At 68.9% G+C, this 20,862-nt stretch carries 24 protein-coding genes; 19 read left to right on the forward strand and 5 right to left on the reverse strand.

Annotated elements, in window-relative coordinates; genetic code table 11:
- The first annotated feature begins 24 nt into the window (after positions 1-24).
- The 5 genes from urtB to AC3A6B_RS12090 are packed head-to-tail and all read left to right on the forward strand — an operon-like array spanning position 25 to position 5,413.
- Entirely contained in the window at positions 25-1,605 is a 1,581-nt protein-coding gene (urtB, locus tag AC3A6B_RS12070; protein WP_487836934.1) for an urea ABC transporter permease subunit UrtB, read from the forward strand.
- Positions 1,602-2,813 carry an urea ABC transporter permease subunit UrtC gene (urtC, locus tag AC3A6B_RS12075; protein ID WP_487836935.1) on the forward strand — a complete coding sequence of 404 codons (1,212 nt, stop codon included), beginning with the start codon at positions 1,602-1,604 and terminating at the stop codon, positions 2,811-2,813. The genes urtB and urtC overlap by 4 nt, the downstream gene beginning before the upstream one ends.
- Positions 2,810-3,685, forward strand: coding sequence for an urea ABC transporter ATP-binding protein UrtD (gene urtD, locus AC3A6B_RS12080; RefSeq protein ID WP_487836936.1), 876 nt, complete (start codon positions 2,810-2,812; stop codon positions 3,683-3,685). Before urtC ends, urtD begins: the two co-directional genes overlap by 4 nt.
- A gap of 2 nt (positions 3,686-3,687) precedes the next feature.
- Positions 3,688-4,380 carry an urea ABC transporter ATP-binding subunit UrtE gene (urtE, locus tag AC3A6B_RS12085; protein ID WP_487836937.1) on the forward strand — a complete coding sequence of 231 codons (693 nt, stop codon included), beginning with the start codon at positions 3,688-3,690 and terminating at the stop codon, positions 4,378-4,380.
- Between the two features lie 43 nt (positions 4,381-4,423).
- Positions 4,424-5,413, forward strand: a complete 990-nt coding sequence (locus AC3A6B_RS12090) for a rhodanese-like domain-containing protein (protein ID WP_487836938.1) — start codon at positions 4,424-4,426, stop codon at positions 5,411-5,413.
- Here the strand turns inward: AC3A6B_RS12090 and AC3A6B_RS12095 are convergent.
- From AC3A6B_RS12095 to AC3A6B_RS12110, 4 genes are read right to left on the reverse strand one after another with little or no spacing between them, the layout of a single operon-like run.
- Positions 5,387-6,838, reverse strand: a complete 1,452-nt coding sequence (locus tag AC3A6B_RS12095) for an MFS transporter (RefSeq protein ID WP_487836939.1) — start codon at positions 6,836-6,838, stop codon at positions 5,387-5,389. The two genes, AC3A6B_RS12090 and AC3A6B_RS12095, sit on opposite strands and share 27 nt — an antisense overlap.
- 50 nt (positions 6,839-6,888) lie before the next feature.
- The gene (locus AC3A6B_RS12100; protein WP_487836940.1) at positions 6,889-7,719 is read right to left on the reverse strand and encodes an urease accessory protein UreD; all 831 of its coding nucleotides are present in this window, start codon (positions 7,717-7,719) and stop codon (positions 6,889-6,891) included.
- Between the two features lie 30 nt (positions 7,720-7,749).
- Positions 7,750-7,968 carry a SlyX family protein gene (locus AC3A6B_RS12105; protein WP_487837006.1) on the reverse strand — a complete coding sequence of 73 codons (219 nt, stop codon included), beginning with the start codon at positions 7,966-7,968 and terminating at the stop codon, positions 7,750-7,752.
- 26 nt (positions 7,969-7,994) lie between these two features.
- Entirely contained in the window at positions 7,995-8,507 is a 513-nt protein-coding gene (locus AC3A6B_RS12110) for a nucleoside deaminase (RefSeq protein WP_487836941.1), read from the reverse strand.
- Positions 8,508-8,739: 232 nt separating this feature from the next.
- Here AC3A6B_RS12110 and AC3A6B_RS12115 point away from each other — a divergent pair, with 232 nt between their 5' ends.
- The 10 genes from AC3A6B_RS12115 (at position 8,740) to AC3A6B_RS12160 (ending at position 16,579) form a co-directional block, all read left to right on the forward strand.
- Entirely contained in the window at positions 8,740-9,867 is a 1,128-nt protein-coding gene (locus AC3A6B_RS12115) for an aromatic ring-hydroxylating dioxygenase subunit alpha (protein ID WP_487836942.1), read from the forward strand.
- An 83-nt stretch (positions 9,868-9,950) separates the two neighbouring features.
- Positions 9,951-10,313, forward strand: a complete 363-nt coding sequence (locus AC3A6B_RS12120) for a Zn-ribbon domain-containing OB-fold protein (protein WP_487836943.1) — start codon at positions 9,951-9,953, stop codon at positions 10,311-10,313.
- Positions 10,310-11,455 carry a thiolase family protein gene (locus AC3A6B_RS12125; protein ID WP_487836944.1) on the forward strand — a complete coding sequence of 382 codons (1,146 nt, stop codon included), beginning with the start codon at positions 10,310-10,312 and terminating at the stop codon, positions 11,453-11,455. Before AC3A6B_RS12120 ends, AC3A6B_RS12125 begins: the two co-directional genes overlap by 4 nt.
- Before the next feature lies 1 nt (position 11,456).
- Positions 11,457-12,221, forward strand: a complete 765-nt coding sequence (locus AC3A6B_RS12130; protein ID WP_487836945.1) for an SDR family NAD(P)-dependent oxidoreductase — start codon at positions 11,457-11,459, stop codon at positions 12,219-12,221.
- A gap of 9 nt (positions 12,222-12,230) precedes the next feature.
- A complete protein-coding gene (locus tag AC3A6B_RS12135; RefSeq protein WP_487836946.1) occupies positions 12,231-13,037 on the forward strand; it encodes an enoyl-CoA hydratase/isomerase family protein in 807 nt (268 codons plus the stop codon).
- 22 nt (positions 13,038-13,059) lie between these two features.
- Positions 13,060-14,055 carry a tripartite tricarboxylate transporter substrate binding protein gene (locus AC3A6B_RS12140; RefSeq protein WP_487836947.1) on the forward strand — a complete coding sequence of 332 codons (996 nt, stop codon included), beginning with the start codon at positions 13,060-13,062 and terminating at the stop codon, positions 14,053-14,055.
- Entirely contained in the window at positions 14,052-14,453 is a 402-nt protein-coding gene (locus AC3A6B_RS12145) for a PaaI family thioesterase (RefSeq protein WP_487836948.1), read from the forward strand. The genes AC3A6B_RS12140 and AC3A6B_RS12145 overlap by 4 nt, the downstream gene beginning before the upstream one ends.
- A gap of 20 nt (positions 14,454-14,473) precedes the next feature.
- The gene (locus AC3A6B_RS12150; protein ID WP_487836949.1) at positions 14,474-15,697 is read left to right on the forward strand and encodes a CaiB/BaiF CoA transferase family protein; all 1,224 of its coding nucleotides are present in this window, start codon (positions 14,474-14,476) and stop codon (positions 15,695-15,697) included.
- A gap of 29 nt (positions 15,698-15,726) precedes the next feature.
- Positions 15,727-15,993 (forward strand): hypothetical protein, encoded by a 267-nt coding sequence (locus AC3A6B_RS12155; RefSeq protein ID WP_487836950.1) that lies wholly within the window; start codon positions 15,727-15,729, stop codon positions 15,991-15,993.
- Between the two features lie 127 nt (positions 15,994-16,120).
- Positions 16,121-16,579 (forward strand): GAF domain-containing protein, encoded by a 459-nt coding sequence (locus AC3A6B_RS12160; protein WP_487836951.1) that lies wholly within the window; start codon positions 16,121-16,123, stop codon positions 16,577-16,579.
- Positions 16,580-16,603: 24 nt separating this feature from the next.
- On the opposite strand, the gene gcvA is transcribed toward AC3A6B_RS12160, so the two are convergent.
- Positions 16,604-17,500 carry a transcriptional regulator GcvA gene (gene gcvA, locus AC3A6B_RS12165; RefSeq protein WP_487836952.1) on the reverse strand — a complete coding sequence of 299 codons (897 nt, stop codon included), beginning with the start codon at positions 17,498-17,500 and terminating at the stop codon, positions 16,604-16,606.
- A gap of 110 nt (positions 17,501-17,610) precedes the next feature.
- Between gcvA and AC3A6B_RS12170 the strand changes: the two genes are divergently transcribed.
- The 4 genes from AC3A6B_RS12170 (at position 17,611) to AC3A6B_RS12185 (ending at position 20,845) form a co-directional block, all read left to right on the forward strand.
- Entirely contained in the window at positions 17,611-18,483 is an 873-nt protein-coding gene (locus AC3A6B_RS12170) for a helix-turn-helix domain-containing protein (RefSeq protein WP_487836953.1), read from the forward strand.
- 51 nt (positions 18,484-18,534) lie between these two features.
- Positions 18,535-19,416, forward strand: a complete 882-nt coding sequence (locus AC3A6B_RS12175) for an SDR family oxidoreductase (protein WP_487836954.1) — start codon at positions 18,535-18,537, stop codon at positions 19,414-19,416.
- A gap of 33 nt (positions 19,417-19,449) precedes the next feature.
- Positions 19,450-20,058, forward strand: a complete 609-nt coding sequence (locus tag AC3A6B_RS12180) for a sulfite oxidase-like oxidoreductase (protein WP_487836955.1) — start codon at positions 19,450-19,452, stop codon at positions 20,056-20,058.
- A 61-nt stretch (positions 20,059-20,119) separates the two neighbouring features.
- Entirely contained in the window at positions 20,120-20,845 is a 726-nt protein-coding gene (locus tag AC3A6B_RS12185; RefSeq protein ID WP_487836956.1) for an FAD-binding oxidoreductase, read from the forward strand.
- Positions 20,846-20,862: the final 17 nt, after the last annotated feature.

Below are 20,862 nucleotides of genomic sequence, written 5' to 3' on the forward strand. Positions count from 1 at the left end.
TTGAAGAACGCCGTGCACCCTTTTATGCGCTCTATCTGTTCATGCGTGGCGGCGATCTTCCTGCTGGCCGCGCTCCCCGCCCACGCGCTGACCGCCGACGAGGCGAAGGCCATCGCTTCGGGCGATTCCGAATCCCGCATCGCCGCACTCAACAAGGCCGTCGCCACGGCCGACGAGAAGACTTCGGCCTTCATCCAGGCGATGGCCGACGATGCGGTCAAGTACACCGAAGACCGCGTGTTCGTCATCAAGGACGACAAGGCCTACGACCCGGTCACCGGCGCCGAGCAGAAGCTGCCCGAGAACGCCGAGGACGTGGTCAACAACAACCTGATGCGCGGCGCACTCGATGCCGCGCAGGCCGCGCTCAAGCTCACGAGCAAGGACGAAGCGGTGCGTGCTGAAGCCGCGCAGGCCCTCTTCAAGGAACCCGACGAGTCGCGCCTCCCATTGGTCGAGAAGGCGCTGGCCGCCGAGACCAACACCAGGATCAAGGCCCAGCTCGAACTGGTGCGCGCCGCCAGCATGCTGAGCAGCGCCGACAAGGCCAAGCGCATCGCCGCGGCCAAGGCGCTCGGCGAGAGCCGCAATCCCGACACCAAGCTGCTGCTCAACCAGCGCCTTGTCGACGAGACCGACCCCGAGGTCAAGGCTGTCATCGATGCGTCCATCCGCAGCATCGACGGCGCGCTGGTCTGGGGCGACCGCATCAACGCCGTCTTCAGCGGCATCAGCCTCGGCTCGGTGCTGCTGCTCGCCGCGCTGGGCCTCGCCATCACCTACGGGCTGATGGGCGTGATCAACATGGCGCACGGCGAGCTGATGATGATCGGCGCCTACGCCACCTACGTGATGCAGGGCATCTTCCAGCGCTACATGCCCGAAGCCGCCTTCGGCTGGTACCTGGTGGCCGCGATTCCCGTCGCCTTCCTGGCCTCGGCGCTGGTCGGCGCGGTGCTGGAACGCGGCGTGATCCGCTTCCTCTACGGCCGCCCGCTCGAGACCCTGCTCGCCACCTGGGGCATCAGCCTGATGCTGCAGCAGCTGGTGCGTTCGCTCTTCGGCGCGCAGAACGTCGGCGTCGAGAACCCGGCCTGGATGAGCGGCGGCTTCACGATGCTGAGCAATGTGACGCTGCCCTGGAACCGCATCTGCATCGTCATCTTCGCCGGGCTGGTGCTCTTGGCGATGGCCTGGCTCATCGGCCGCACGCGCCTCGGCCTCTTCGTGCGCGGCGTCACCCAGAACCGGCCGATCGCCTCCTGCATGGGCGTGAACACGGCACGCATCGACACCTACGCCTTCGCGCTCGGCTCCGGCATCGCGGGGCTCGCGGGCTGCGCGCTCTCGCAGATCGGCAACGTCGGCCCCGACCTCGGCCAGAGCTACATCGTCGATTCCTTCATGGTGGTGGTGATGGGTGGCGTCGGCCAGCTCGCCGGCACCGTGTATGCGGCCATGGGCCTGGGCGTGCTCAACAAGTTCATCGAAGGCTGGGCCGGCGCAGTGCTCGCGAAGATCGCGGTGCTGGTCTTCATCATCATCTTCATCCAGAAGCGGCCGCAGGGCATCTTCGCTGTCAAAGGCCGGAGTGCCGAGGCATGACCCGAGTCGCACTTCCTTCCAAGGGCCCGCTCCTGAGCGGCAGGGGCTGGACCGCCTTCTTCGTCGCATTGATCGCCGTCTGCGCGCTGGCGCCGGTGCTCAACCTGCTGGTGCCCGCGGGCAGCCCGCTGCACATGAGCGACTACGCGGTGGCGCTGGTCGGCAAGATCATGTGCTACGCCATCTGCGCGCTGGCCATGGACCTGATCTGGGGCTACACCGGCATCCTCTCGCTGGGCCACGGCCTCTTCTTCGCACTGGGCGGCTACATGATGGGCATGTACCTCATGCGCCAGATCGGCCGCGACGGCAACTACAAGAGCGAGCTGCCGGACTTCATGGTCTTCCTCGACTGGAAAACGCTGCCCTGGCACTGGAGCTTGAGCGACAGCTTCGTTGCCACGCTGGTGCTGATCGTCGCGGTTCCGGGCCTGATCGCCTTCGTGTTCGGCTTCTTCGCCTTCCGCTCGCGCATCAAGGGCGTGTACTTCTCGATCATCACGCAGGCCATGACCTTCGCGGCGATGCTGCTGTTCTTCCGCAACGAGACCGGCTTCGGCGGCAACAACGGCTTTACCGACTTCAAGCGCATCCTCGGCGTGCCGATCGCGACGCAGGAGATGCGCATGACGCTCTTCGCTCTCACCGGCCTCACGCTGCTCGGCTTCTTCCTGTTCGCCAAGTGGCTGATCGCCAGCAAGTTCGGCCGCGTGCTGCAGGCGATTCGCGATGCCGAGTCGCGCGTGATGTTCTCGGGCTACAACCCGCTGCCCTACAAGCTCACGATCTGGGTCATCTCGGCCGTCATGTGCGGCGTGGCCGGTGCGCTCTACGTGCCGCAGGTGGGCATCATCAATCCGGGCGAGATGAGCGCCGCCAACTCGATCGAGATCGCGATCTGGGCCGCGGTCGGCGGCCGGGCCACGCTGATCGGCCCGATCCTCGGCGCCTTCATCGTCAACGGCGCCAAGAGCTGGCTCACGGTCGCCTACCCCGAGTACTGGCTCTACTTCCTGGGTGCGCTTTTCATTGCTGTCACGCTGTTCCTGCCGAACGGCATCGTGGGCTTGGTCAAGAAATGGGCATCCAGGGAGAAGGCGCCGAGCGAAGGGCGGCGCGAGGCGCAGCGCGCCATGGCCGCCGGTCAGGGCGTCGAGCCTTCTGCGCTCGCGCCGCTGGCGGTGGAAGCGAAGGGAGCCCGCGCATGACGCCCGATCTGATGGAAGCGGGCGCGGAGCGCATCGCGCGGCACAGCCACGGCGACCACGCCAGGCTGACCGAATCGGGCGGACGCGAAGCCGGCTACGGCCGCCATGCGACGGCGGGCGAGGTCGACACCACGCACGGCCGCATCCTCTACCTCGAGGACGTGAGCGTGAGCTTCGACGGCTTCAAGGCCATCAACAAGCTCTCGCTCGACATCGCGCCGGGCGAGCTGCGCTGCATCATCGGCCCCAATGGCGCGGGCAAGACCACGATGATGGACATCATCACCGGCAAGACGCGGCCCGACGAAGGCACCGTGTTCTTCGGCAGCACCATCGACCTGCTGCGCCACAAGGAGGCCGAGATCGCTCAGCTCGGCATCGGCCGCAAGTTCCAGAAGCCGACCGTGTTCGAACACCTCACCGTGTTCGAGAACCTCGAGCTCGCGCTCAAGACCGACAAGGGCGTGAAGGCCTCGATGCTGTTCAGGCTCGATTCCGCGCAGAGCGACCGGCTGGCCGAGGTGCTGCGCACCATCCACCTGGAAAGCAGCGTGCTGCGGCTGGCGGGCAACCTGAGCCACGGGCAGAAGCAGTGGCTCGAGATCGGCATGCTCCTGATGCAGGACCCGAAACTGCTGCTCTTGGACGAGCCGGTGGCGGGCATGACGGACGAGGAGACCGCGCGCACCGCGGAGCTCTTCCTCAAGCTCAAGGGCCAGCACTCGCTGATGGTGGTGGAGCACGACATGAGCTTCATCCGCACCATCTCCGAAATCGTGACCGTGCTGTGCGACGGCTCGGTGCTGGCGCAGGGGACGCTGGACGAGGTGCAGGCGGACGAGCGCGTCATCGAGGTCTATCTGGGAAGGTGAGCATGCTTTCAGTCAAGAACATCCACCAGTACTATGGCGGCTCCCACATCCTTCGCGACGTGAGTTTCGAGGCCCGTCCCGGCAAGGTCACCGTGCTGCTCGGCCGCAACGGCGTCGGCAAGACCACGTTGCTCAAGTGCCTGATGGGCCTGGTCCCGATCAAGAGCGGCAGCATCGAATTCGACGGCGTGCCGATCCAGAAGAAAACGCCGTACGACCGCGCCCGCGCCGGCATGGGCTTCGTGCCGCAGGGCCGCGAGATCTTCGCCCGCCTCACGGTCGAGGAGAACCTGCGCATGGGCCTGGCCTACAGGCCGGGCTCGACGCCCGTGCCGCCCGAGCTCTACGAAGTCTTCCCGGTCCTCAAGCAGATGCGGGGCCGCCGCGGCGGCGATCTCTCGGGCGGGCAGCAGCAGCAGCTCGCCATCGCGCGTGCGCTTGCGCCCAACCCCAAGCTGCTGATCCTCGACGAGCCGACCGAAGGCATCCAGCCCAGCATCATCAAGGACATCGGCCGCGTGATCCGCATGCTGGCCGAGCGCGGCGACATGGCGATCGTGCTGTGCGAGCAGTACTACGATTTCGCGCAGGAACTGGCCGACGACTACCTCGTGATGGAGCGCGGCGAGGTGATCGCACGCGGTCTCGGCAAGGACATGGAAGCGCAGGGCGTGCGGCAGCTGGTCGCGATCTGAGCGCGCGCAGGCCGGCCGTGTCCGATGGCGGTACGCTCCGGGCATGCAGCAACTGATCGCTCTGATGGTCGACCACGCGATCGCCGTGGTGTTCGTCGTGAGCTTCGCGGCCCGCGTCGGCTTGCCGGTGCCGGCCGCCCCGGTGCTGGTGGTGGCGGGCGGGTTGGCGGCCGTGTCGGAGCCGGCACTGCTGGCGGCCATGGTGCTGGCCGCGGTGCTCGCGAACGTGCTGGGCGACGGCGTCTGGTTCTACACCGGGCGCACTTACGGCTACCGCTTCATGCGGCTGCTCTGCAAGATCTCGATCTCGCCGGACTCCTGCGTGCGGCGCAGCGAAACGCTGATCGGCCGCTGGGGCGGCCTGTCGCTGGTGGCCGCCAAGTTCGTGCCCGGCGTTTCGGTGGTGGCGCCGCCGATGGCCGGAGCGCTGGGCATGTCCACGCCGCGCTTCCTGGTCTTCGAGACAGCCGCCGCACTGCTGTGGGCCGGCGTGTTCCTTGGCCTGGGTTGGCTGTTCCGCGAGCAGATCGAGGCGGTGCTGGAGGCGCTGGCCAATGCCGGCAGCGCCGCGACCGCGGCCTTGGTGCTCGTGCTGGCCGCCATGCTGGCGCTGCGCTGGTGGCGCCGCCGCGCCATGCTCCGCATCACCCGCATGCCGCGCGCCACCATCGACGAACTGCTTGCTCTGATGGAAGGCGAGGCACCGCCGCTCGTGGTCGACGTGCGCGGCGAGGCCGGCGTGCAGGTCGATCCGCGTCGCATCCCGGGCGCGTTGCCGATCCCGCTGAAGGCCTTGCAGCAGCGGCGAGCGGAACTGCCTTTCGAGGACAGGGGGCGCGAAATCATCCTGTACTGCAACTGCCCCAACGAGGTGTCGGCCGCGTTGGCCGCGCAGGCCTTGATGGCGCGTGGCTTCGTGCGCGCGCGGCCGCTGGCCGGCGGGCTCGAAGCGTGGGTGGAGGCCGGCCATCCGACCTTGTCGCACGACATGGCCAAGCCGCCGCTCTCAGCCGTCGCCCCTGCCGGGCATTGAGCCCAGCGGCGGCGCCACGTCCTCCAGCGGCCTGCGCTCCGCATTCACCGCCCAGCGCAGCGCGAGCAGCCCGGCCACGATGACCAGGGCCGCGCCGATCGCATAGCCCACGGCGACGGCGCCGCGGCTGCCGGTTTCGATCAAGGCGCCGAACAGCACCGGCGCCACGAAGCCGCCGGCGCCGGTGCCCACGGCATAGAAGATCGCGATCGCGATCGCGCGCATCTCCAGCGGAAACACCTCGCTCACCGTGAGATAGGCCGAGCTGGCCGCGGCCGATGCGAGAAAGAACACGGCCGACCAGCACAGCGCCTGGCTGCGCGCATCGAGCCAGCCCTGCATGAAGGCCCAGCCGGTCAGCGCCAGGCCCACGCCCGAGAGCACATAGGTCAGCGCGATCATGCGGCGCCGGCCCACGCGGTCGAACAGCGGCCCCAAGAGCAACGGCCCCAGCACGTTGCCGAGCGCGAACGGAAAGATGTAGAGGGCCACCTTGCCCTCGGCCACGCCGTGGAAGCGCGTTAGCACCAGCGCGTAGGTGAAGAAGATCGCGTTGTAGAAGAAGGCCTGCGAAATCATCAGTGCCAGCGCCACCATGCTGCGCTGCGGGTAGCGCGAGAGCAGCACGTGCGCGACCTCGCGCCAGCCGGGGCTTGCGCGGCTGCCATAGTGCACGCTGCCGACGGCGGGTGCGAGCGGCCCCTGCTGCGCAGCGATCTCGGCCTCGATGCCCGCAACGATGAGCTCGGCCTCTTCGGCCCGGCCATGCGCCATCAGCCAACGCGGGCTCTCGGGCACGTTGCGCCGCACCAGCAGGATCGCCACGGCCAGCAGCGCGCCGAGGCCGAAGCCCACGCGCCAGCCCCAGACCGGACCCAGCACCTGCGGATCGAGCAGCCACAGGCTCAACCCGGCGCCGAGCGCCGCGCCGATCCAGAAGCTGCCGTTGATGGCCAGGTTCACGCGCCCGCGCACACGTGCCGGGATCAGCTCGTCGATGGCCGAGTTGATGGCCGCGTACTCGCCGCCGATGCCTAGGCCGGTGAGAAAGCGGCACAGCGCGAAGAAGGCGAAGTCGGGCGAGAAGGCGGTCGCCAGCGTGGCCAGCGCATAGACCGCGAGCGTGGTCAGGAACAGCTTCTTGCGGCCCAGCCGGTCGGTGAGCCGGCCGAACAGCAGCGCGCCGATCACCGCGCCGCCGACGTAGAGCGAGCCCGACCAGCCGATCTGCGCGGCGCTCAAGCCCAGCGTGTCGGGCCGCTCGAGCACGCCGCCGATCGAGCCCACCAGCGTGACCTCGAGCCCGTCGAGCACCCAGGCCACGCCGAGCGCGATCACCACGCGCCAGTGCCAGCGCGACCAGGGCAGGCGGTCGAGACGGGCCGGGATGTCGCTGCCGGCCGGGGTCGTGCTTTGTTCTTGCATCGCCCGGCAGTCTAGGCAGACCTGCCGGGCCGCCTCGTCGGACGAGGCCCCTACATCGCCCAGATGCGCGGCGGCGTACCCGTCATCTGCCAGAGCTCGGCGCGCCATGCCTGCCACACCTGCCGCAGCAGCTGCATGGCCGGCTCGACCACCGGCGCGAGCGCGCGCAGCACGATGATTTCGGCATGCGGGCTCGTCGCACCGGTGCTTTCGCGCAAGGGGTGCGCATCGATGAGCGCGCGCGCGACCTCGAGCGCCGCGTCGCGCCGCGCACGCGCGATCGGCGAGCCCGCGACGAAGAAGATCGACGCGATGCAGCGGTGCCCGGCCAGGCCGATCGGGCTCTGCAGCAGGCGCCGGTCGGCCGCATCGACGCGGCCGCGTTCCAGCCACACGCCCGGCGCCTCGATGTGCTGCTGCAGGCTGCCGAGCTCGAAAGGCTTGCCGGCGCCGGGCAGGCCCAGCGCCGTCACGTCCCAGCCGATCAGCTCCGCGCCTTCCGCGGCGCGCAGGATCAGGCGGTTCTCGGCGCGGCAGCCGCTGTAGCAGATGGCTTCGAGCGGCAGCCATTCGAGCCGCGCGCCGGCTTCGAGCGCGAGCTCGGTGCGCTGCAGCGCGAGCTCGCCCTCGGAGCGATAGAAGCGCGTGGCGCCCGGCGTGGTGATGAGCCCATGGCTGCCGGCGGCGGCACGCACCGCGATGTCGAGCGTGTCGCCGCCCACCAGCCCGCCGGGCGGATGCACCAGCACGTTGTGGCAGACCGCATCGCCCTCGGGATAGAGGCTTTGCAGGATGCGCAGCGGGCCTTCATGGCGAAAGCGTGCGACGCTGCGCGGGTGTTCGAGGTTGTAGGCGAGGTCCAGTCGCGCGTGCCATGGCATGGGGCTAGTGTAGGGATGCGGATCGGGCCTTCAGTAGTGAGGCGGCAACTCGTCGCGCAGGTTGCGTGCTGCGCCGGCTCCGGGGTCGGGACTCTGCTGCCGAAGCTGTGTGACCTGAAGGATCAGGCTGTCGATCTGCTGCTGTTGCCGGTAGAGGGTCAGGTTCAACTGGTCCAGCAGGTCTTCGGTGAAACTGGCCTTGATCTCCAGTTCGTTGAGGCGGTGTTCTGCGTCGTGCGGGCTTTGCATGCCGGTATTGGACAGCAAGAGCAGGCTCAGGTCTTCCACGCTCCCACGTGCGCTGCAATGGCTTCGTCGAGCAGCGCCGGGCCGATGCATTCGATGGGATGCGACGAGGCCTGGAACACATCGCGGCACGAGAGCTCGGCATCGCGCTGCTCGGGGCGCTCGCCGCGGAACACGCGCAGCCGCTCGGCGTCGATGCCGAACACCACGCGGCCGATGTTGGACCAGAAGATCGCGCCGGCGCACATCACGCAAGGCTCGGCCGACGAATAGAGCGTGGCGCCGGCCAGTTCCTCGCGCGACAGCCCGCGTTCGCCGAGCGCGCGCACGGCGTTGGTCTCGGCATGGCCGGTGACGTCGCCGGTCTCGGCCGTGTTGCAGTAGGCCTCGGCCAGCACCTCGCCGGCGGCCGAAACCACCACCGCGCCGAAGGGCCGGTTGCCGCGGCGGCGCGCCGCATGCGACCAGACGATGGCCTTGCGCAGGTAGCGGCCGTCGCGCTCGTCGAGTTCGACTTCGCTGGAAAGGGAAAGGGGACTCATGTTGGGATATTAAGTGCGGTGCACTGCGGCGGGGCGAGCGCCCCGAAATGCTTACCGCTTTGGTATGACAAATGCATGACGCATGCCAGTGTCTGCGAGACAATCCGGGCGCGCAACTTGCATCCAGGTCTGCGCAGAGTAGAAGCGTTCAGTCCGACCTCGCCATCAGCGAGGGCCGCGGCGGGAAATTGCTCTTTCATGTGCCCCCACACGCCACCGAAGGAGTTTTTTCATGCTCGTCACGCAGCAACCCGTTTTCCGCAAGTTCTGGCATGCCGTCATGCCGCTCGCCGATCTTCGGCAGGGGCCCAGACCCTTCACGCTGCTGGGCGAGAACATCGTTCTTTTTCTCGATGCCGATGGGCAACCTGCCGCTCTGCGCGACCGCTGCTGCCATCGCACCGCCCGGTTGTCGAAGGGCTGGTGCGTCGACGCCGAAGGCAAGGCCTGCGCGCAGGGCGCCATCCAGTGCGGCTACCACGGCTGGACCTACGACCGCAGCGGCCAGGTGATCCGCATCCCGCAATACGAGGCCGAGCGCAAGATCTCGCCCGAGTACAAAACCACGGCCTATCACTGCAGCGCGCGCTACGGCTATGTCTGGGTCGCGCTGGAACACCCGATCGCGGAGATTCCGCAGATTCCCGAGTTCGGCGATCCCGCCTACCGCACCATCTTCCAGTTCTACGAGGAGTGGCAGACCAGCCCGATGCGCGCGCTCGAGAACTCCTTCGACAACTCGCATTTCAGCTTCGTGCACCGCGCCACCTTCGGCGTGGCCGCGAGCCCGAAGCCGAGCAGGTACGAGCTGGTCGAGAACGAGAGCGGCTTCCACGCCGAGACCGTGATCGAGGCGACCAACCCGGCCAGGTTCCACGCCGTCAGCGGCGTCGCCGACCCGATCACCACGCGCCACATGCGCAACGCCTACTTCCTGCCCTTCTCGCGCCGGCTCGACATCGAATATCCCTCCGGCATCCGCCACATCATCATCAACTGCTTCACGCCCATCGACGACGGCCGCATGCAGCTGTGCCAATGGCTGTTCCGCAACGACGCCGAGGCCGACTGCCCGGCACAGATGCTGATCGACTTCGACGCGCAGATCACGCGCGAGGACAAGGACATCCTCGAATCGACCGACCCCGACGCGCTGGTCGACACGCGTCGCCGCGGCGTCGAGTACTCGATGGAGTCCGACCGGCCCGGCATGCTGATCCGCAAGCACCTGATGCAGCTGCTGGCGAAGCACGGCGAATCGGAGGTGCACCGGGGGGATGCGGGTGGTGCCGCCGGTGCAAGCGGCTTGGGGCCGGTTCGCGCCGTTCAGTTGAGATTTTCTCAAGCGGTCAGGCCATAGAAGTCGTTTGTCGGCGCGGGCGCAAAAGACAACCATAGCTCCATCCCGACGCCATCTCCGCGGCGTCGGTCACAAGGAGACCTATGTACACCGCCCCCTTCCCGCTGTGGAGTCCTGACCCCGATCCCAGCCTGCTTGCATCGCGCGCCGTCGATTCCGGCGAACTGATTTTTCCTGCACTGCCGGATGCTTCCCCGCTGGCAACACGTCACGCGCCGGTCGCGCTGGACTCGATCGGCGAGGTCTACAGCTTCACCGTCATCCATCCGGGCGCCAAGAGCGGGCTGGCGCCTTACGCGCTCGGCTACGTGGACCTGCCCGGTCCCGTGCGCATCTTCGGCCGGCTGCAGGGCAAGGCCCGCCCCGCCATCGGCGAGCGCTATCGCGCCGTGCCGGACGAGCAGTTCGGCTACGTGTTCGAGGCGGTCGAAGGAGCCTCGGCATGAACGACATCTTCATCACCGGCGGCGCCATGACGCCCTTCGGCCGCCACACCGGCGTGCTCGCGCCCGAGCTTGCGCAGCAGGCCATCCTGAAGGCCATGGACGATGCGGGCGTCGAGGCGCGCGACATCCAGGCCATCTACTGCGCCAACGTGCTCGGGGGCATGATCCTGGGCCAGCTCATCGTCCGCGACCTGGGCTTCGGCGGGATTCCGGTCTACAACGTCGAGAACGCCTGCGCCAGCGGTGCCACGGCGGTGCATCTGGCGCGGCACGCCATGCTGGCCGAGCAGTACGACACGGTGCTGGTGTTCGGCATCGAGCAACTCACCGCGCTCGGCGGCGGCACCATCCCGCTGCAGCGCAACGACCACAAGACCGAGCTTTACGCGAAGGCCGGCATGGTGCTGCCGGCGGTATACGCGATGCGCGGCACGCGCTTCCTGCATGAGCGATCTGCCACGCCGGCCGACCTGGCGGCCGTCGCGGTGAAGAACCGCCGCCACGGTTCGCTGAACGAGTACGCCCAGCAGCGCACCGAGACCACGGTCGAGGAGGTGCTGGCCTCGCGCATGATCGCCGACCCGCTGACGCTGCTGCAGTGCTGCCCTTCGCAGGTCGATGGCGCGGCCGCCGTGGTGCTGCGCACACGTCGCCCGGCAGGGCGCACGCCGGTGAAGCTGCTGTCTTCCGTGGTGGTGTCGGGCATTCGCGAACGGGCAGAGGACGACATCCTCGATGCCGAGATCACCGCACGCGCGGCCCGCCAAGCCTACGAACAGGCCGGCCTCGGCCCCCAGGACCTCGACGTGGTGGAACTGCACGACGCCTTCACCATCGCCGAACTGCTGTACTACGAGGCCCTGGGTCTCGCGCCGCGCGGAGAGGCCGTTGCCTTGCTGCAATCCGGCGCCACGCGATTGGGCGGCCGCGTGCCGGTGAACCCCAGCGGCGGTCTGCTCGCCAAGGGCCACCCGCTCGGCGCCACCGGCGTCGCGCAGATGGTCGAGCTGATGTGGCAGCTGCAAGGCTGCGCCGGCGCGCGCCAGGTCGAAGGTGCGAAGGTCGGCCTCGCGCAGTGCACCGGCGGCGGCATTGCCGGCGTCGACCATGCGGCGTCCTCCGTTCACCTGCTGGGAGCGTGAGATGAGCGAAAGCAGATTCAACCCCGAACACGTGGCCGTGGTCACCGGCGCCGCCCGCGGCATTGGCCTCGGCATCGCGAGCCGGCTCGCTGCCCAAGGCCTTGCCGTCGCCTTGCTCGACCGCGATGGCGCAGCCCTCGACGCCGCGGTGTCCGCCCTGCAGCAAGGCGGGCACAAGGCCATGGGCGTTGCGGTGGACCTGACCGACTCCAGGGCCGTCGATGCGGCCTTCGCCAGGATTCTCGCCAGCGCCGGCCGCGTCGACTTCCTCGTCAACAACGCGGGTGCGGTGCGCGACACGCGCTTCCTGAAGATGACCGACGAGGACTGGGACATCGTCATCGACTCCAACCTGCGGTCGCAGTTCGTCTGCTGCCGCGCGGCGCTGCCGGGCATGGTGGAGCGCGGCTTCGGCCGCATCGTCAACCTGTCCTCGCGCGCCTGGCTCGGCGGCTTCGGCCAGGCCAACTACTCGGCGGCCAAGGGCGGCGTGGTGAGCCTGACGCGCAGCCTGGCCATCGAGTTCGCCGCCAAGGGCGTGACCGTCAACGCGGTGGCGCCCGGCATCGTCGACACGCCGCTGTTCCGCAACTTCGCGCCGGAGGTGCAGGCGCGGCTCAAGGATTCGGTGCCGGTGCGCCGCATCGGCACGGCGGACGACATCGCGCTGGCGGTCGAGTTCTTCCTCGATCCGGCGGCGTCCTATGTGACCGGCCAGACCCTCTATGTCTGCGGCGGCCGCAGCCTGTCCTCGCCCAGCGTCTAGGAGCACCGTATGACCGTTCGTCTGGACGTCGAAGACCAGGTGGCGCTGATCACGCTGGACCGCCCCGAGGCGCTGAATGCGCTGGACCTTTCGGCGCTGCGCGAACTGCGCCGCTGCCTGGTCGAGGTGCGCGACCGCGACGACCTGCGCGTCGCGATCCTCACCGGCGCGGGAAGCAAGGCCTTCTGCGCCGGCGCCGATCTCAAGGGCACGCAGACATCGCCTGCACCTTATGCCGAAGCATTGTTCCGCGCGTCCGCGCCGGCAGCCGACATGGGCCTGTACATCCGGCTCATGGACCTGGGCGAGCTCTGCCTGTTCAAGCCGCTCATTGCGGCCGTCAACGGCCATTGCCTGGGCGCCGGGCTAGAGCTGGCGCTGCAGTGCGACCTGCGCATCGCTTCGGCCCGCGCGAGCTTCGGCTTGCCGGAGACGGCCGTCGGCTCGATCCCGGCAGTGTCCGGCCTGCACCGCCTGCTCAAGGCAGTCCCTTCCGCGCACGCGATGCAGATGGTGCTGACGGCGCAGCGCATCGATGCGAGCACCGCCGCGCGCATCGGGCTGGTGTCGGAGCTCGTGGAAGAACCCGCCGCGCTGCTCGACCGCGCCTTCGCGCTGGCGCGGCGCATCGCCGGCAACGCGCCGCTCGCGGTGCAGGCCGTGAAGAAGCTGGCGCGCCAGACGGCGCACCTCGCCGAAGCCGACGCGCAGCAGCTCACCGAGCTGTACTGGGGCGTGCTGCGAGATACGCAAGACCGCATCGAGGGCCGAAGGGCTTTCGCCGAGAAACGCACGCCTCGCTATGTGGGGCGCTGAACATCGATCCCAGGAGACACGCATGAAGACTCATCCCACGCACCGCCGTTCGTTGCTGGCGCTCGCGGCCGTGGCCGCCGCGTTCTGCAGCTGGCCGCTCGCCCATGCGCAGCAGCCACCGTATCCGGCGAAGGCGATCACGCTCGTGGTGCCGTTCGCGCCCGGCGGCGGCAACGACATCCTGGCGCGCGCCGTCGCTCCGCGCCTGGCGGAAATCCTCGGCCAGGCCGTGGTGGTCGACAACCGGCCGGGGGCGGGCGGCAACCTCGGCACCGACATCGTGGCGCGTGCGCCGGCCGATGGCCATACCTTGCTGCTGGCTTCCAACCAGGTGACGATCAATCCGGCCATCGGCGTCAAGACGCCTTTCAAGCTGGAAAGGGACTTCGCGCCGGTCAGCCTGCTGGCCTCGGTGCCGATCGTGCTGGTGGCCCATCCGGCCGAGCCCTACCGGACGCTCGCCGAGTTCGTTCAGTACGCCAAGGCCCACAGCGGCAAGCTGACCTACAGCAGCCCCGGCAACGGCACGCCGCAGCACCTGGCGGGCGAGGTGTTCGCCAACATGGCGAAGACGCAGCTGGTCCACGTGCCTTACCGCGGCACCGCGCCGGCCATCGCCGACGTGATCGGCGGGCAGGTGCAGCTGGCCTTCGGCACCATGGCCTCGGTGCTCCCCTTCATCGAGAGCGGCAAGCTGCGCGCGCTCGGCATCGCGGGGCAGGCCAAGTCGGCCGCGTTGCCGCAGCTTCCGACCTTCGGCGAGGTTGGTTTCAAGAACTACGAGGCCTCGCTCTGGTACAGCCTGCTCGCGCCGGCGCGAACGCCGAAGCCGGTCGTCGACAAGCTCAATGCCGCGGTGGTGGAAGCGCTCAAGACCCCCGAGCTCCAGGCGCGCCTGGCCAAGCAGGGCTTCGAGACCCGCTCGTCCAGTCCCGCAGAGGCCAGGCAACTGCTCGACCAGGATCTGCTTCGCTGGGCGCGCCTGGTCAGCGAACTCAAGCTGAAGATCGAGCAATGAGCGCCGATCCTGCGTTGCAGCTCGACAACCCGCTGCTCGAGCACCTGGGCATCCGGCTCGTCGAATGGCACCCCGGCCGATGCAGCCTGGCGCTCGCGCTCGAAGCCCGGCATCTCAACCGCCAGGCCAGCCTTCAGGGCGGCGTGACCGCCACCCTGCTCGATGCGGCCTGCGGCTACGCCGGACTGATGACGCACGGCGAAGCGGCGCCGGTCAATGCGCTGACCTTGACGCTCTCGATCAGCTATCTCGCCCGCGCGAATCGGGGCGAAGTCCAGGCGCGCGGGCGCGTGACGGGCGGCGGCAGGCGCGTCTACTTCGCGAGCGCCGAGCTGGTCGCCGACGACGGCACCGTCATCGCCACGGCCCAAGGGGCTTTCAGGCGCCAGTCGAACTGAACCATGAAGGAGACATCGCCATGCTGCGCACTGCACTCGAGAACCTGAAGGTCGTCGACTTCACGCAGATCGGCGCCGGACCCACCTGCTCGATGCTGCTGGCCGACATGGGCGCCCGCGTGATCAAGGTCGAGGCGCCCGAGGGCGAACTCGGGCGCACGCTCGGCCCGCCGTGGATCGGCGAGGACAGCGCGCTGTTCCACGCCTTTAACCGCAACAAGCTCGGGCTGTGCCTGGACCTCAAGGCCCCCGAAGGCATGGCTGTCGCCCGCACGCTGATCGCGCAAGCCGATGTCGTGATCGAAAGCATGCGGCCCGGTGTCATGGAACGGCTCGGCCTCGGCTACGCGCAGCTCGCGGCCGACCATCCGCGCCTGGTGTACTGCTCCATTTCCGCCTACGGGCAGAGCGGACCGTATGCCGACCGCGCCGGCGTCGACGGCATCCTGCAGGCCGACAGCGGCCTGATGAGCCTGATCGGATCGCCGGGCGCCGAGCCGGGCAAGGTGCAGGCGCCGGTGGTCGACGTCGTCACCGGCTACGTGGCCTGCGTGGGCGTGCTGGCCCAACTGCAGCAACGCACACAAAGCGGGCAGGGCGGCTATCTCGACGTGAACCTGATGAACGCGGCCCTTGCATTGCAGCAGTCCTCGTTCACCAGCTATCTCTCGGATGGCGAGCTCCCGCAGCGCATGGGCAGCGCGGCGCCGTACTCCGCGCCCAACGAAGCTTTCGAAACCGCCGACGGCTGGATCATGGTGGCCGCGTACAACGGCGGGCGCTGGGACCGGCTGTGCGAAGCGCTGGCATTGCCGCAACTGATCGGCGACGAACGCTTTGCCAGCTCGCCCCTGCGCGTGGCCCACCGCGGCGCGATGCGTGCCGCCCTGGCCGAGGCATTCCGCTCCCGCTCCACCGGCCATTGGCTCGCCGAGCTCAACGCCGCCGACATCCTGTGTGCGCGCGTCGCGAACTACGCCGACGTCGAGCGGCATCCGCAGGTGGCCGCCAACCAGATGATCGCCACGCTCGACGATCCGGCCGCAGGCGCGGTCCGGACGCCGGGCTTCCCGATCAACAGCGCCGAGACCAACCGTCTGCCGCACGCACCGGCGCCGCGCCGAGGTCAGCACACGCGCGAGATCCTGGCGGCGGCGGGCTACGACGCGATGCACATCGAGCGCCTGCTCGCGGAGCGCGTCGTGTCCTCTGCGGACGTCCGTATTGCTAACATGCTCGGCTGAAAGCCCAACCGATAGAGAGCAGAAGCCGCATGGCGAACGAGTCCAACCGAAGAGACGAACTGAAGAGGATGACACTGTGCGCCTCGTGCGCGGGCATCCAGAGGAACTGGCGCCGCGCATCGGGGCACGCCGAACTCGTGCAGGTGTCCAGCCGCAAGGTCGAGCGCAGCGATGGCGACCGCGGCGGCCGCACCGTCAACGTCACCAGCTACAGGTGCGACGCATGCGGTACGCGGTGGGAATACGAGAACGACAAGGCGAACCAGCAAGCGGGCTGGTCGGTCGTGGGGCAGTAGGCTCGCGCGAAGCCATCTGCGGGACTGCGCAGCCTCGGCGGGAGTGCGCGAAGGCGCCACGCCCGGCGACCTGGACTTCGGGTATCCATCATGTCCGCCACCTCCCTCGAGGCGAAAAAATCGAGGGATGGCATTGCCCCGCAATCTGGAGACGCTCTCGGCCATCCTGCATGCAGAGGGGCCGGCTGCGGCACTCGCCTACCTGAACGAGGGCGTCCCGCACCGGTACAGCGCCGTCTACCGCTTCGCCGGCCCCATGCTGCGAAACGTCCTGCTGCACGACAAGGCGGGTGAGATGCGGCCCGAATACCTTGCGGCAGTGCCCTTCGACAAGAGCTTCTGCCAGTTCGTTCTTCGGGACAGTTCGTTCCGTACCGATGACTCGGCGGCTGACCCAAGGCTTGAAGGTCACCCTTACCAGGGCGTCGTCGTCTCGTATCACAGCGTTCCGCTGGTGAGCAATGCCGGCGAGCTGTGGGGCACGCTGAGTCATTTCGACATGGCACCTCTGCCGCTCTCCGACGACGAGTTCGAGCTTCTGCAGGGCGCAGCCAGGCTGCTGCCAGGCTTCCTCGTCGAGGATTGAATGGATCCTCGTTGCCGAAAGCGACTATGGCTGCAGCGCGAACTGCGCGAGCATCCAGGTCCGGAACTGCGTCATCGATGCGCTTTCCGGCCGCCCGGCCGGCGTCAGCAGGTAGTAGGTGAAGCTGCCCATGTCGAGCGTCTTCTTGAAGGGCATGACCAGCTTGCCGTCGCGCAGGTCGTCCTCGACCAGGAAGAGCTGCGCCATGGCCAGCCCTTGCCCTTCGATGGCGGCGGCGTAGGCCATCGCGGAGCTTTGGTAGGTCATGCCCGATCCGCTGTCGACCTGCTGCGCCACGCGGTTCGCTTCGAGCCAGTAGCGCCAGTCGTCGGGGCGGGCAATCGAGTGCAGCAAGGTGAAGTGGCGCAGGTCGGCCGGCTTGCGCAGCTTGGTGCGGCCTTTCAGAAGCTCCGGGCTGCACACCGGCGCGAGGAGGTTGGCGACCAGCATATGGCTGTTCGCGCCCGGCCACTTGCCGTCGCCCAGGCGGATCGCCGCGTCGAGGTCCTCCTTGCGGAAGTCGACTTCGTCCAGCGAGGCGGTCAGCAGCACCTCGATGTCCGGATGGGCCTGGTGGAATCCGGAAAGCCGCGGAATGAGCCAGCGCATCGCGAAGGTCGTGTACGAGCGCACCTTGAGCTGCTTGCGCTGCGTGCGTCGCGTGAGGCGCCGAGTGGCCTCGCGCAGCGCATCGACGGCCTTGGTCACGGCACGGAAGTAGTCCGCGCCGGCCCGCGTCAGCGAGATCTGGCGGTGCCCGCGGTGCAGCAGCTGCAGGCCCAGCGTCTCTTCCAGCAGCTTGATCTGGCGGCTCACCGCGCCGGGCGTGACATGCAGTTCGTTCGCGGCGACGGTGATGCTCAGGTGCCGCGCCGCGGCCTCGAAGGCGCGCAGGGCATTCAGCGGGGGCAGGCGGTCCATGACGCCAGCCTAGCCTCGATTGCAAAGAACTCAAATACGCTTCCCATGCCTCGCTCTGTCTCGGGCGCCTGCGATGGCGCGAACACGGTGGAGGCGCTTAGCATTGGCGGATGGGCGAGCGCCTCTACCTCCGCCTCGACGACGATCCGCTTCACGGGCCGGAAGCGGGCGTTCCCGCGGGCACGCTGAAATCCTTCGAAGTGGCTGCGCCGCTGCGCAGGCACGTTTCGCACATCCTCCTGTGCCGCGAGACGATCCCCGAGGGGCACGAGGTGCTGGAGCGGGTGTTGCCGGACGGCGCGGTGCGCCTGGTCTTCAACCTCGGTGCGGCGCCGTCGGCAGGCGAGGGCGCCGGTGAGCCCGTCGAGGCGATAGGCGCATCGGCGGCACCGGCCCTGGTGCGCCTGCGCGGCAGGATCGAAGGCCTGTGCGTCACGCTGCGCCCCGGCGCGGCGGCGGCCCTGCTGGGTATGCCGGTCGGCGAGATCGGCGGCACCGCCGTGCCCCTGGACGCGCTGTGGCGCGGCGAGGGCGCCGAACTGCTCGCGCGCATCGCCGAAGCGCGCGACGATGCCGCGCGGGTGGCGCTGCTCGGCGCCGCGCTGCAACGCCGCCTGCGCGCAAGCGAGGCATCGCCGCAGCTCCCGGCCGCCATGCATGCGGCGCAGCGCATCGCCGCTTCGGGCGGCCGGCTTGCGCTGCGCGAAGCGGCCGCTGCGCTGGGCATCGGCGAGCGCCGCCTGCAGCAGCTCTTCCACGAGCACGTGGGGCTCTCGCCGCGCGCCTGGCGCCGGCTGGCGCGGCTTCATGCGTGCCTGCGCGCGCTGCGGTCGCAGGAGGCGCCTGCGTGGGCGGAGGTCGCGGTCGAAGGCGGGTTCTACGACCAGTCGCACCTGGTGAACGAGTTCCGGGCGCTTTGCGGCCTCACGCCGACCGAGTTCCTCGGCCACCGCGTTTCGGTTTCTTCCAAGACTTCGGGCTGAGCGGGCAGTACCTTCGGCGCATCGGCTGAGAAGAGCCACGAAAGGAGACGAATGCAAGCAACGCTGAAGAACTGTGTGGCCGTGGTCAGCGGCGCCAGCCGCGGCGCCGGGCGCGGCATCGCGATCGAGCTGGGCGCCGCGGGGGCCACGGTGTACGTCACTGGGCGCAGTACGCGGGCGCAGCCCGCCGACACCTACGCCGATATCCTCGCGCTCTCGGGGCTCGACGCGGTGCCGGGCAGCATCGACGCGACCGCCGAAGAGGTCACGCAGGCCGGCGGCCGCGGCATCGCCGTGCGCTGCGATCACACGCGCGAAGACGAGGTGGCGAAACTGTTCGCACAGGTGCAGCGCGACAAGGGCAAGCTCGATTTGCTGGTGAACAATGCCTGGGGCGGCCACGAGACTTTCAACGGCGTGTTCGAAGCGCCGTTCTGGGAGCATTCGCTCGCGCAATGGGATTCGATGTTCGACCGCGGCGTGCGCAACCACCTGCTGGCCAGCCGCGTTGCCGCGCCGATCATGGTCGCCCAGGGCCGCGGGCTGATCGTGACCACCACCTTCTGGGACCGCGATCGCTACCTGCGCGGCAATCTTTTCTACGATCTGGCCAAGGCCGCGATGAACCGCCTCGCCTTCGGCATGGCGCAGGAGCTGCGCCCGCACGGCGTCGCTTCGCTGGCCGTATCGCCGGGCTGGATGCGCACCGAATTCGTCCTCGTCGGCCACAAGACCGACGAGGCGCACTGGACCGAGCGCCCGGCACTGGCACGCACCGAGTCGCCGCGCTACCTGGGCCGCGCGGTCGCCGCGCTGGCGGGCGACCCGAAGGTGCTGGACAAGAGCGGCGCGGTGCACCGCGTGGCGGACCTGGCGCGCGAATACGGCTTCACCGACATCGACGGCCGGCAGGTCGAGGCCTTCGAGATGTGACACCATCGGGCGCTCTCACCAGCAGGAGCCCCGATGGCAACGCGTGGATTCACAGGACGACGCCCGACCGCGGCCTTGGCGCGCCGCCTGCCGCCGGGCCAGTATGAAACCGAGGACTTCCCGGTACTGGCCAAGGGGCCGACGCCGCGCGTCGACCTGGCGAGCTGGCGCTTCACGCTGAGCAACGGGCCGCGGCCGCTCGCGAGCTGGAGCTGGGCCGAGTTCGAGGCCCTGCCGCGCACGCAGTGGCAGGGCGACATCCATTGCGTCACCAAGTGGTCGAAGTTCGACACCGTGTGGGAAGGCGTCTCCATCGACGACCTGCTGGCCGCGGCGGGCGTCGCGCCGCCGAGCGCCTGGCTGCTCGCGCTCTCGCACGACGACTACGACACCAACGTGCCGGTGGCCGATCTGCTGGGCGGCCGAGCGATGATCGCCACGCGCTACGGCGGCCGGCCGCTCGCGCCCGAGCACGGCGGGCCGGCGCGCCTCCTGGTGCCGCACCTGTACTTCTGGAAGAGCGCCAAGTGGATCAAGGGGCTGCGCTTCACCGCGCGCGACGAGGCCGGCTTCTGGGAACTGCGCGGCTATCACATGTACGGCGATCCATGGCGGCAGCAACGCTACTCGGACGATCCATGAGCGCAGCGCCGGGCCGCCCCAAGCAAGCTCGCACCGCAGTGCGAAGCACGGAGGTACGCCAATGAGCCTTTGGCAGGAGGCGGTGATCGATCGGATCGAAGCGGCGACGCCGCGCATTGCCCGCATCTTCCTGAAGGCGGACATCGCGCGCCACATCGCCGGCCAGCACCTCGATGTGCGTCTCACGGCGCCCGACGGCTACGAGGCCCAGCGCGCCTATTCGATCGCCTCGGCGCCGGGCGAAGCGCTGATCGAACTCATCATCGAGAAGCTGGACGACGGCGAGGTCTCGCCCTATTTCCACGAGGTGGCGCAGGCCGGCGACCGCATCGAGGTGCGCGGCCCGCTGGGCGGGCATTTCATCTGGCGCGCCGAAGACGGCGGACCTTTGCTGCTGCTGGCCGGCGGCTCCGGCATCGCGCCGCTGATGGCCATGGTGCGCGACTGGGCACGCGGCGGCGGGCAGACGCCGCTGCTTTTGGTCTGCTCGGCGCGCACCTGGGAAGAGCTCGCCTTTCGCGACGAGCTGCTGCAGCTCGAAGCGCAGCATCCGGCGTTTCGTTTCATCGCGACCGTCACGCGCGGGCCAACGCAGCGCGCCGGCGACAGCGAGCGCCGCATCGACGCCGCCTCGCTGCGGCAGATGCTGGCCGGCTGGCGGCATCTGCCGCGCCATGTCTATGTCTGCGGCTCCAACCGCTTCGTCGAAGGCGTGACGCGCGGGCTGCCCGACGCTTCGCTGCCGGCAGGCATCATCCGCACCGAGCGCTACGGCGGCGCCGATTGAACCCACCACTTCCCCAG

The organism is Variovorax sp. Soil_C_33 (assembly GCF_057656935.1).

Excerpts from the sequence above, each read along its gene's own strand:
- urtB (WP_487836934.1), top strand. The coding sequence starts at position 25 with ATGCGCTCTATCTGTTCATGCGTGGCGGCGATCTTCCTGCTGGCCGCG.
- urtC (WP_487836935.1), top strand. The coding sequence starts at position 1,602 with ATGACCCGAGTCGCACTTCCTTCCAAGGGCCCGCTCCTGAGCGGCAGG.
- urtD (WP_487836936.1), top strand. The coding sequence starts at position 2,810 with ATGACGCCCGATCTGATGGAAGCGGGCGCGGAGCGCATCGCGCGGCAC.
- urtE (WP_487836937.1), top strand. The coding sequence starts at position 3,688 with ATGCTTTCAGTCAAGAACATCCACCAGTACTATGGCGGCTCCCACATC.
- AC3A6B_RS12090 (WP_487836938.1), top strand. The coding sequence starts at position 4,424 with ATGCAGCAACTGATCGCTCTGATGGTCGACCACGCGATCGCCGTGGTG.
- AC3A6B_RS12095 (WP_487836939.1), bottom strand. The coding sequence starts at position 6,838 with ATGCAAGAACAAAGCACGACCCCGGCCGGCAGCGACATCCCGGCCCGT.
- AC3A6B_RS12100 (WP_487836940.1), bottom strand. The coding sequence starts at position 7,719 with ATGCCATGGCACGCGCGACTGGACCTCGCCTACAACCTCGAACACCCG.
- AC3A6B_RS12105 (WP_487837006.1), bottom strand. The coding sequence starts at position 7,968 with ATGCAAAGCCCGCACGACGCAGAACACCGCCTCAACGAACTGGAGATC.
- AC3A6B_RS12110 (WP_487836941.1), bottom strand. The coding sequence starts at position 8,507 with ATGAGTCCCCTTTCCCTTTCCAGCGAAGTCGAACTCGACGAGCGCGAC.
- AC3A6B_RS12115 (WP_487836942.1), top strand. The coding sequence starts at position 8,740 with ATGCTCGTCACGCAGCAACCCGTTTTCCGCAAGTTCTGGCATGCCGTC.
- AC3A6B_RS12120 (WP_487836943.1), top strand. The coding sequence starts at position 9,951 with ATGTACACCGCCCCCTTCCCGCTGTGGAGTCCTGACCCCGATCCCAGC.
- AC3A6B_RS12125 (WP_487836944.1), top strand. The coding sequence starts at position 10,310 with ATGAACGACATCTTCATCACCGGCGGCGCCATGACGCCCTTCGGCCGC.
- AC3A6B_RS12130 (WP_487836945.1), top strand. The coding sequence starts at position 11,457 with ATGAGCGAAAGCAGATTCAACCCCGAACACGTGGCCGTGGTCACCGGC.
- AC3A6B_RS12135 (WP_487836946.1), top strand. The coding sequence starts at position 12,231 with ATGACCGTTCGTCTGGACGTCGAAGACCAGGTGGCGCTGATCACGCTG.
- AC3A6B_RS12140 (WP_487836947.1), top strand. The coding sequence starts at position 13,060 with ATGAAGACTCATCCCACGCACCGCCGTTCGTTGCTGGCGCTCGCGGCC.
- AC3A6B_RS12145 (WP_487836948.1), top strand. The coding sequence starts at position 14,052 with ATGAGCGCCGATCCTGCGTTGCAGCTCGACAACCCGCTGCTCGAGCAC.
- AC3A6B_RS12150 (WP_487836949.1), top strand. The coding sequence starts at position 14,474 with ATGCTGCGCACTGCACTCGAGAACCTGAAGGTCGTCGACTTCACGCAG.
- AC3A6B_RS12155 (WP_487836950.1), top strand. The coding sequence starts at position 15,727 with ATGGCGAACGAGTCCAACCGAAGAGACGAACTGAAGAGGATGACACTG.
- AC3A6B_RS12160 (WP_487836951.1), top strand. The coding sequence starts at position 16,121 with ATGGCATTGCCCCGCAATCTGGAGACGCTCTCGGCCATCCTGCATGCA.
- gcvA (WP_487836952.1), bottom strand. The coding sequence starts at position 17,500 with ATGGACCGCCTGCCCCCGCTGAATGCCCTGCGCGCCTTCGAGGCCGCG.
- AC3A6B_RS12170 (WP_487836953.1), top strand. The coding sequence starts at position 17,611 with ATGGGCGAGCGCCTCTACCTCCGCCTCGACGACGATCCGCTTCACGGG.
- AC3A6B_RS12175 (WP_487836954.1), top strand. The coding sequence starts at position 18,535 with ATGCAAGCAACGCTGAAGAACTGTGTGGCCGTGGTCAGCGGCGCCAGC.
- AC3A6B_RS12180 (WP_487836955.1), top strand. The coding sequence starts at position 19,450 with ATGGCAACGCGTGGATTCACAGGACGACGCCCGACCGCGGCCTTGGCG.
- AC3A6B_RS12185 (WP_487836956.1), top strand. The coding sequence starts at position 20,120 with ATGAGCCTTTGGCAGGAGGCGGTGATCGATCGGATCGAAGCGGCGACG.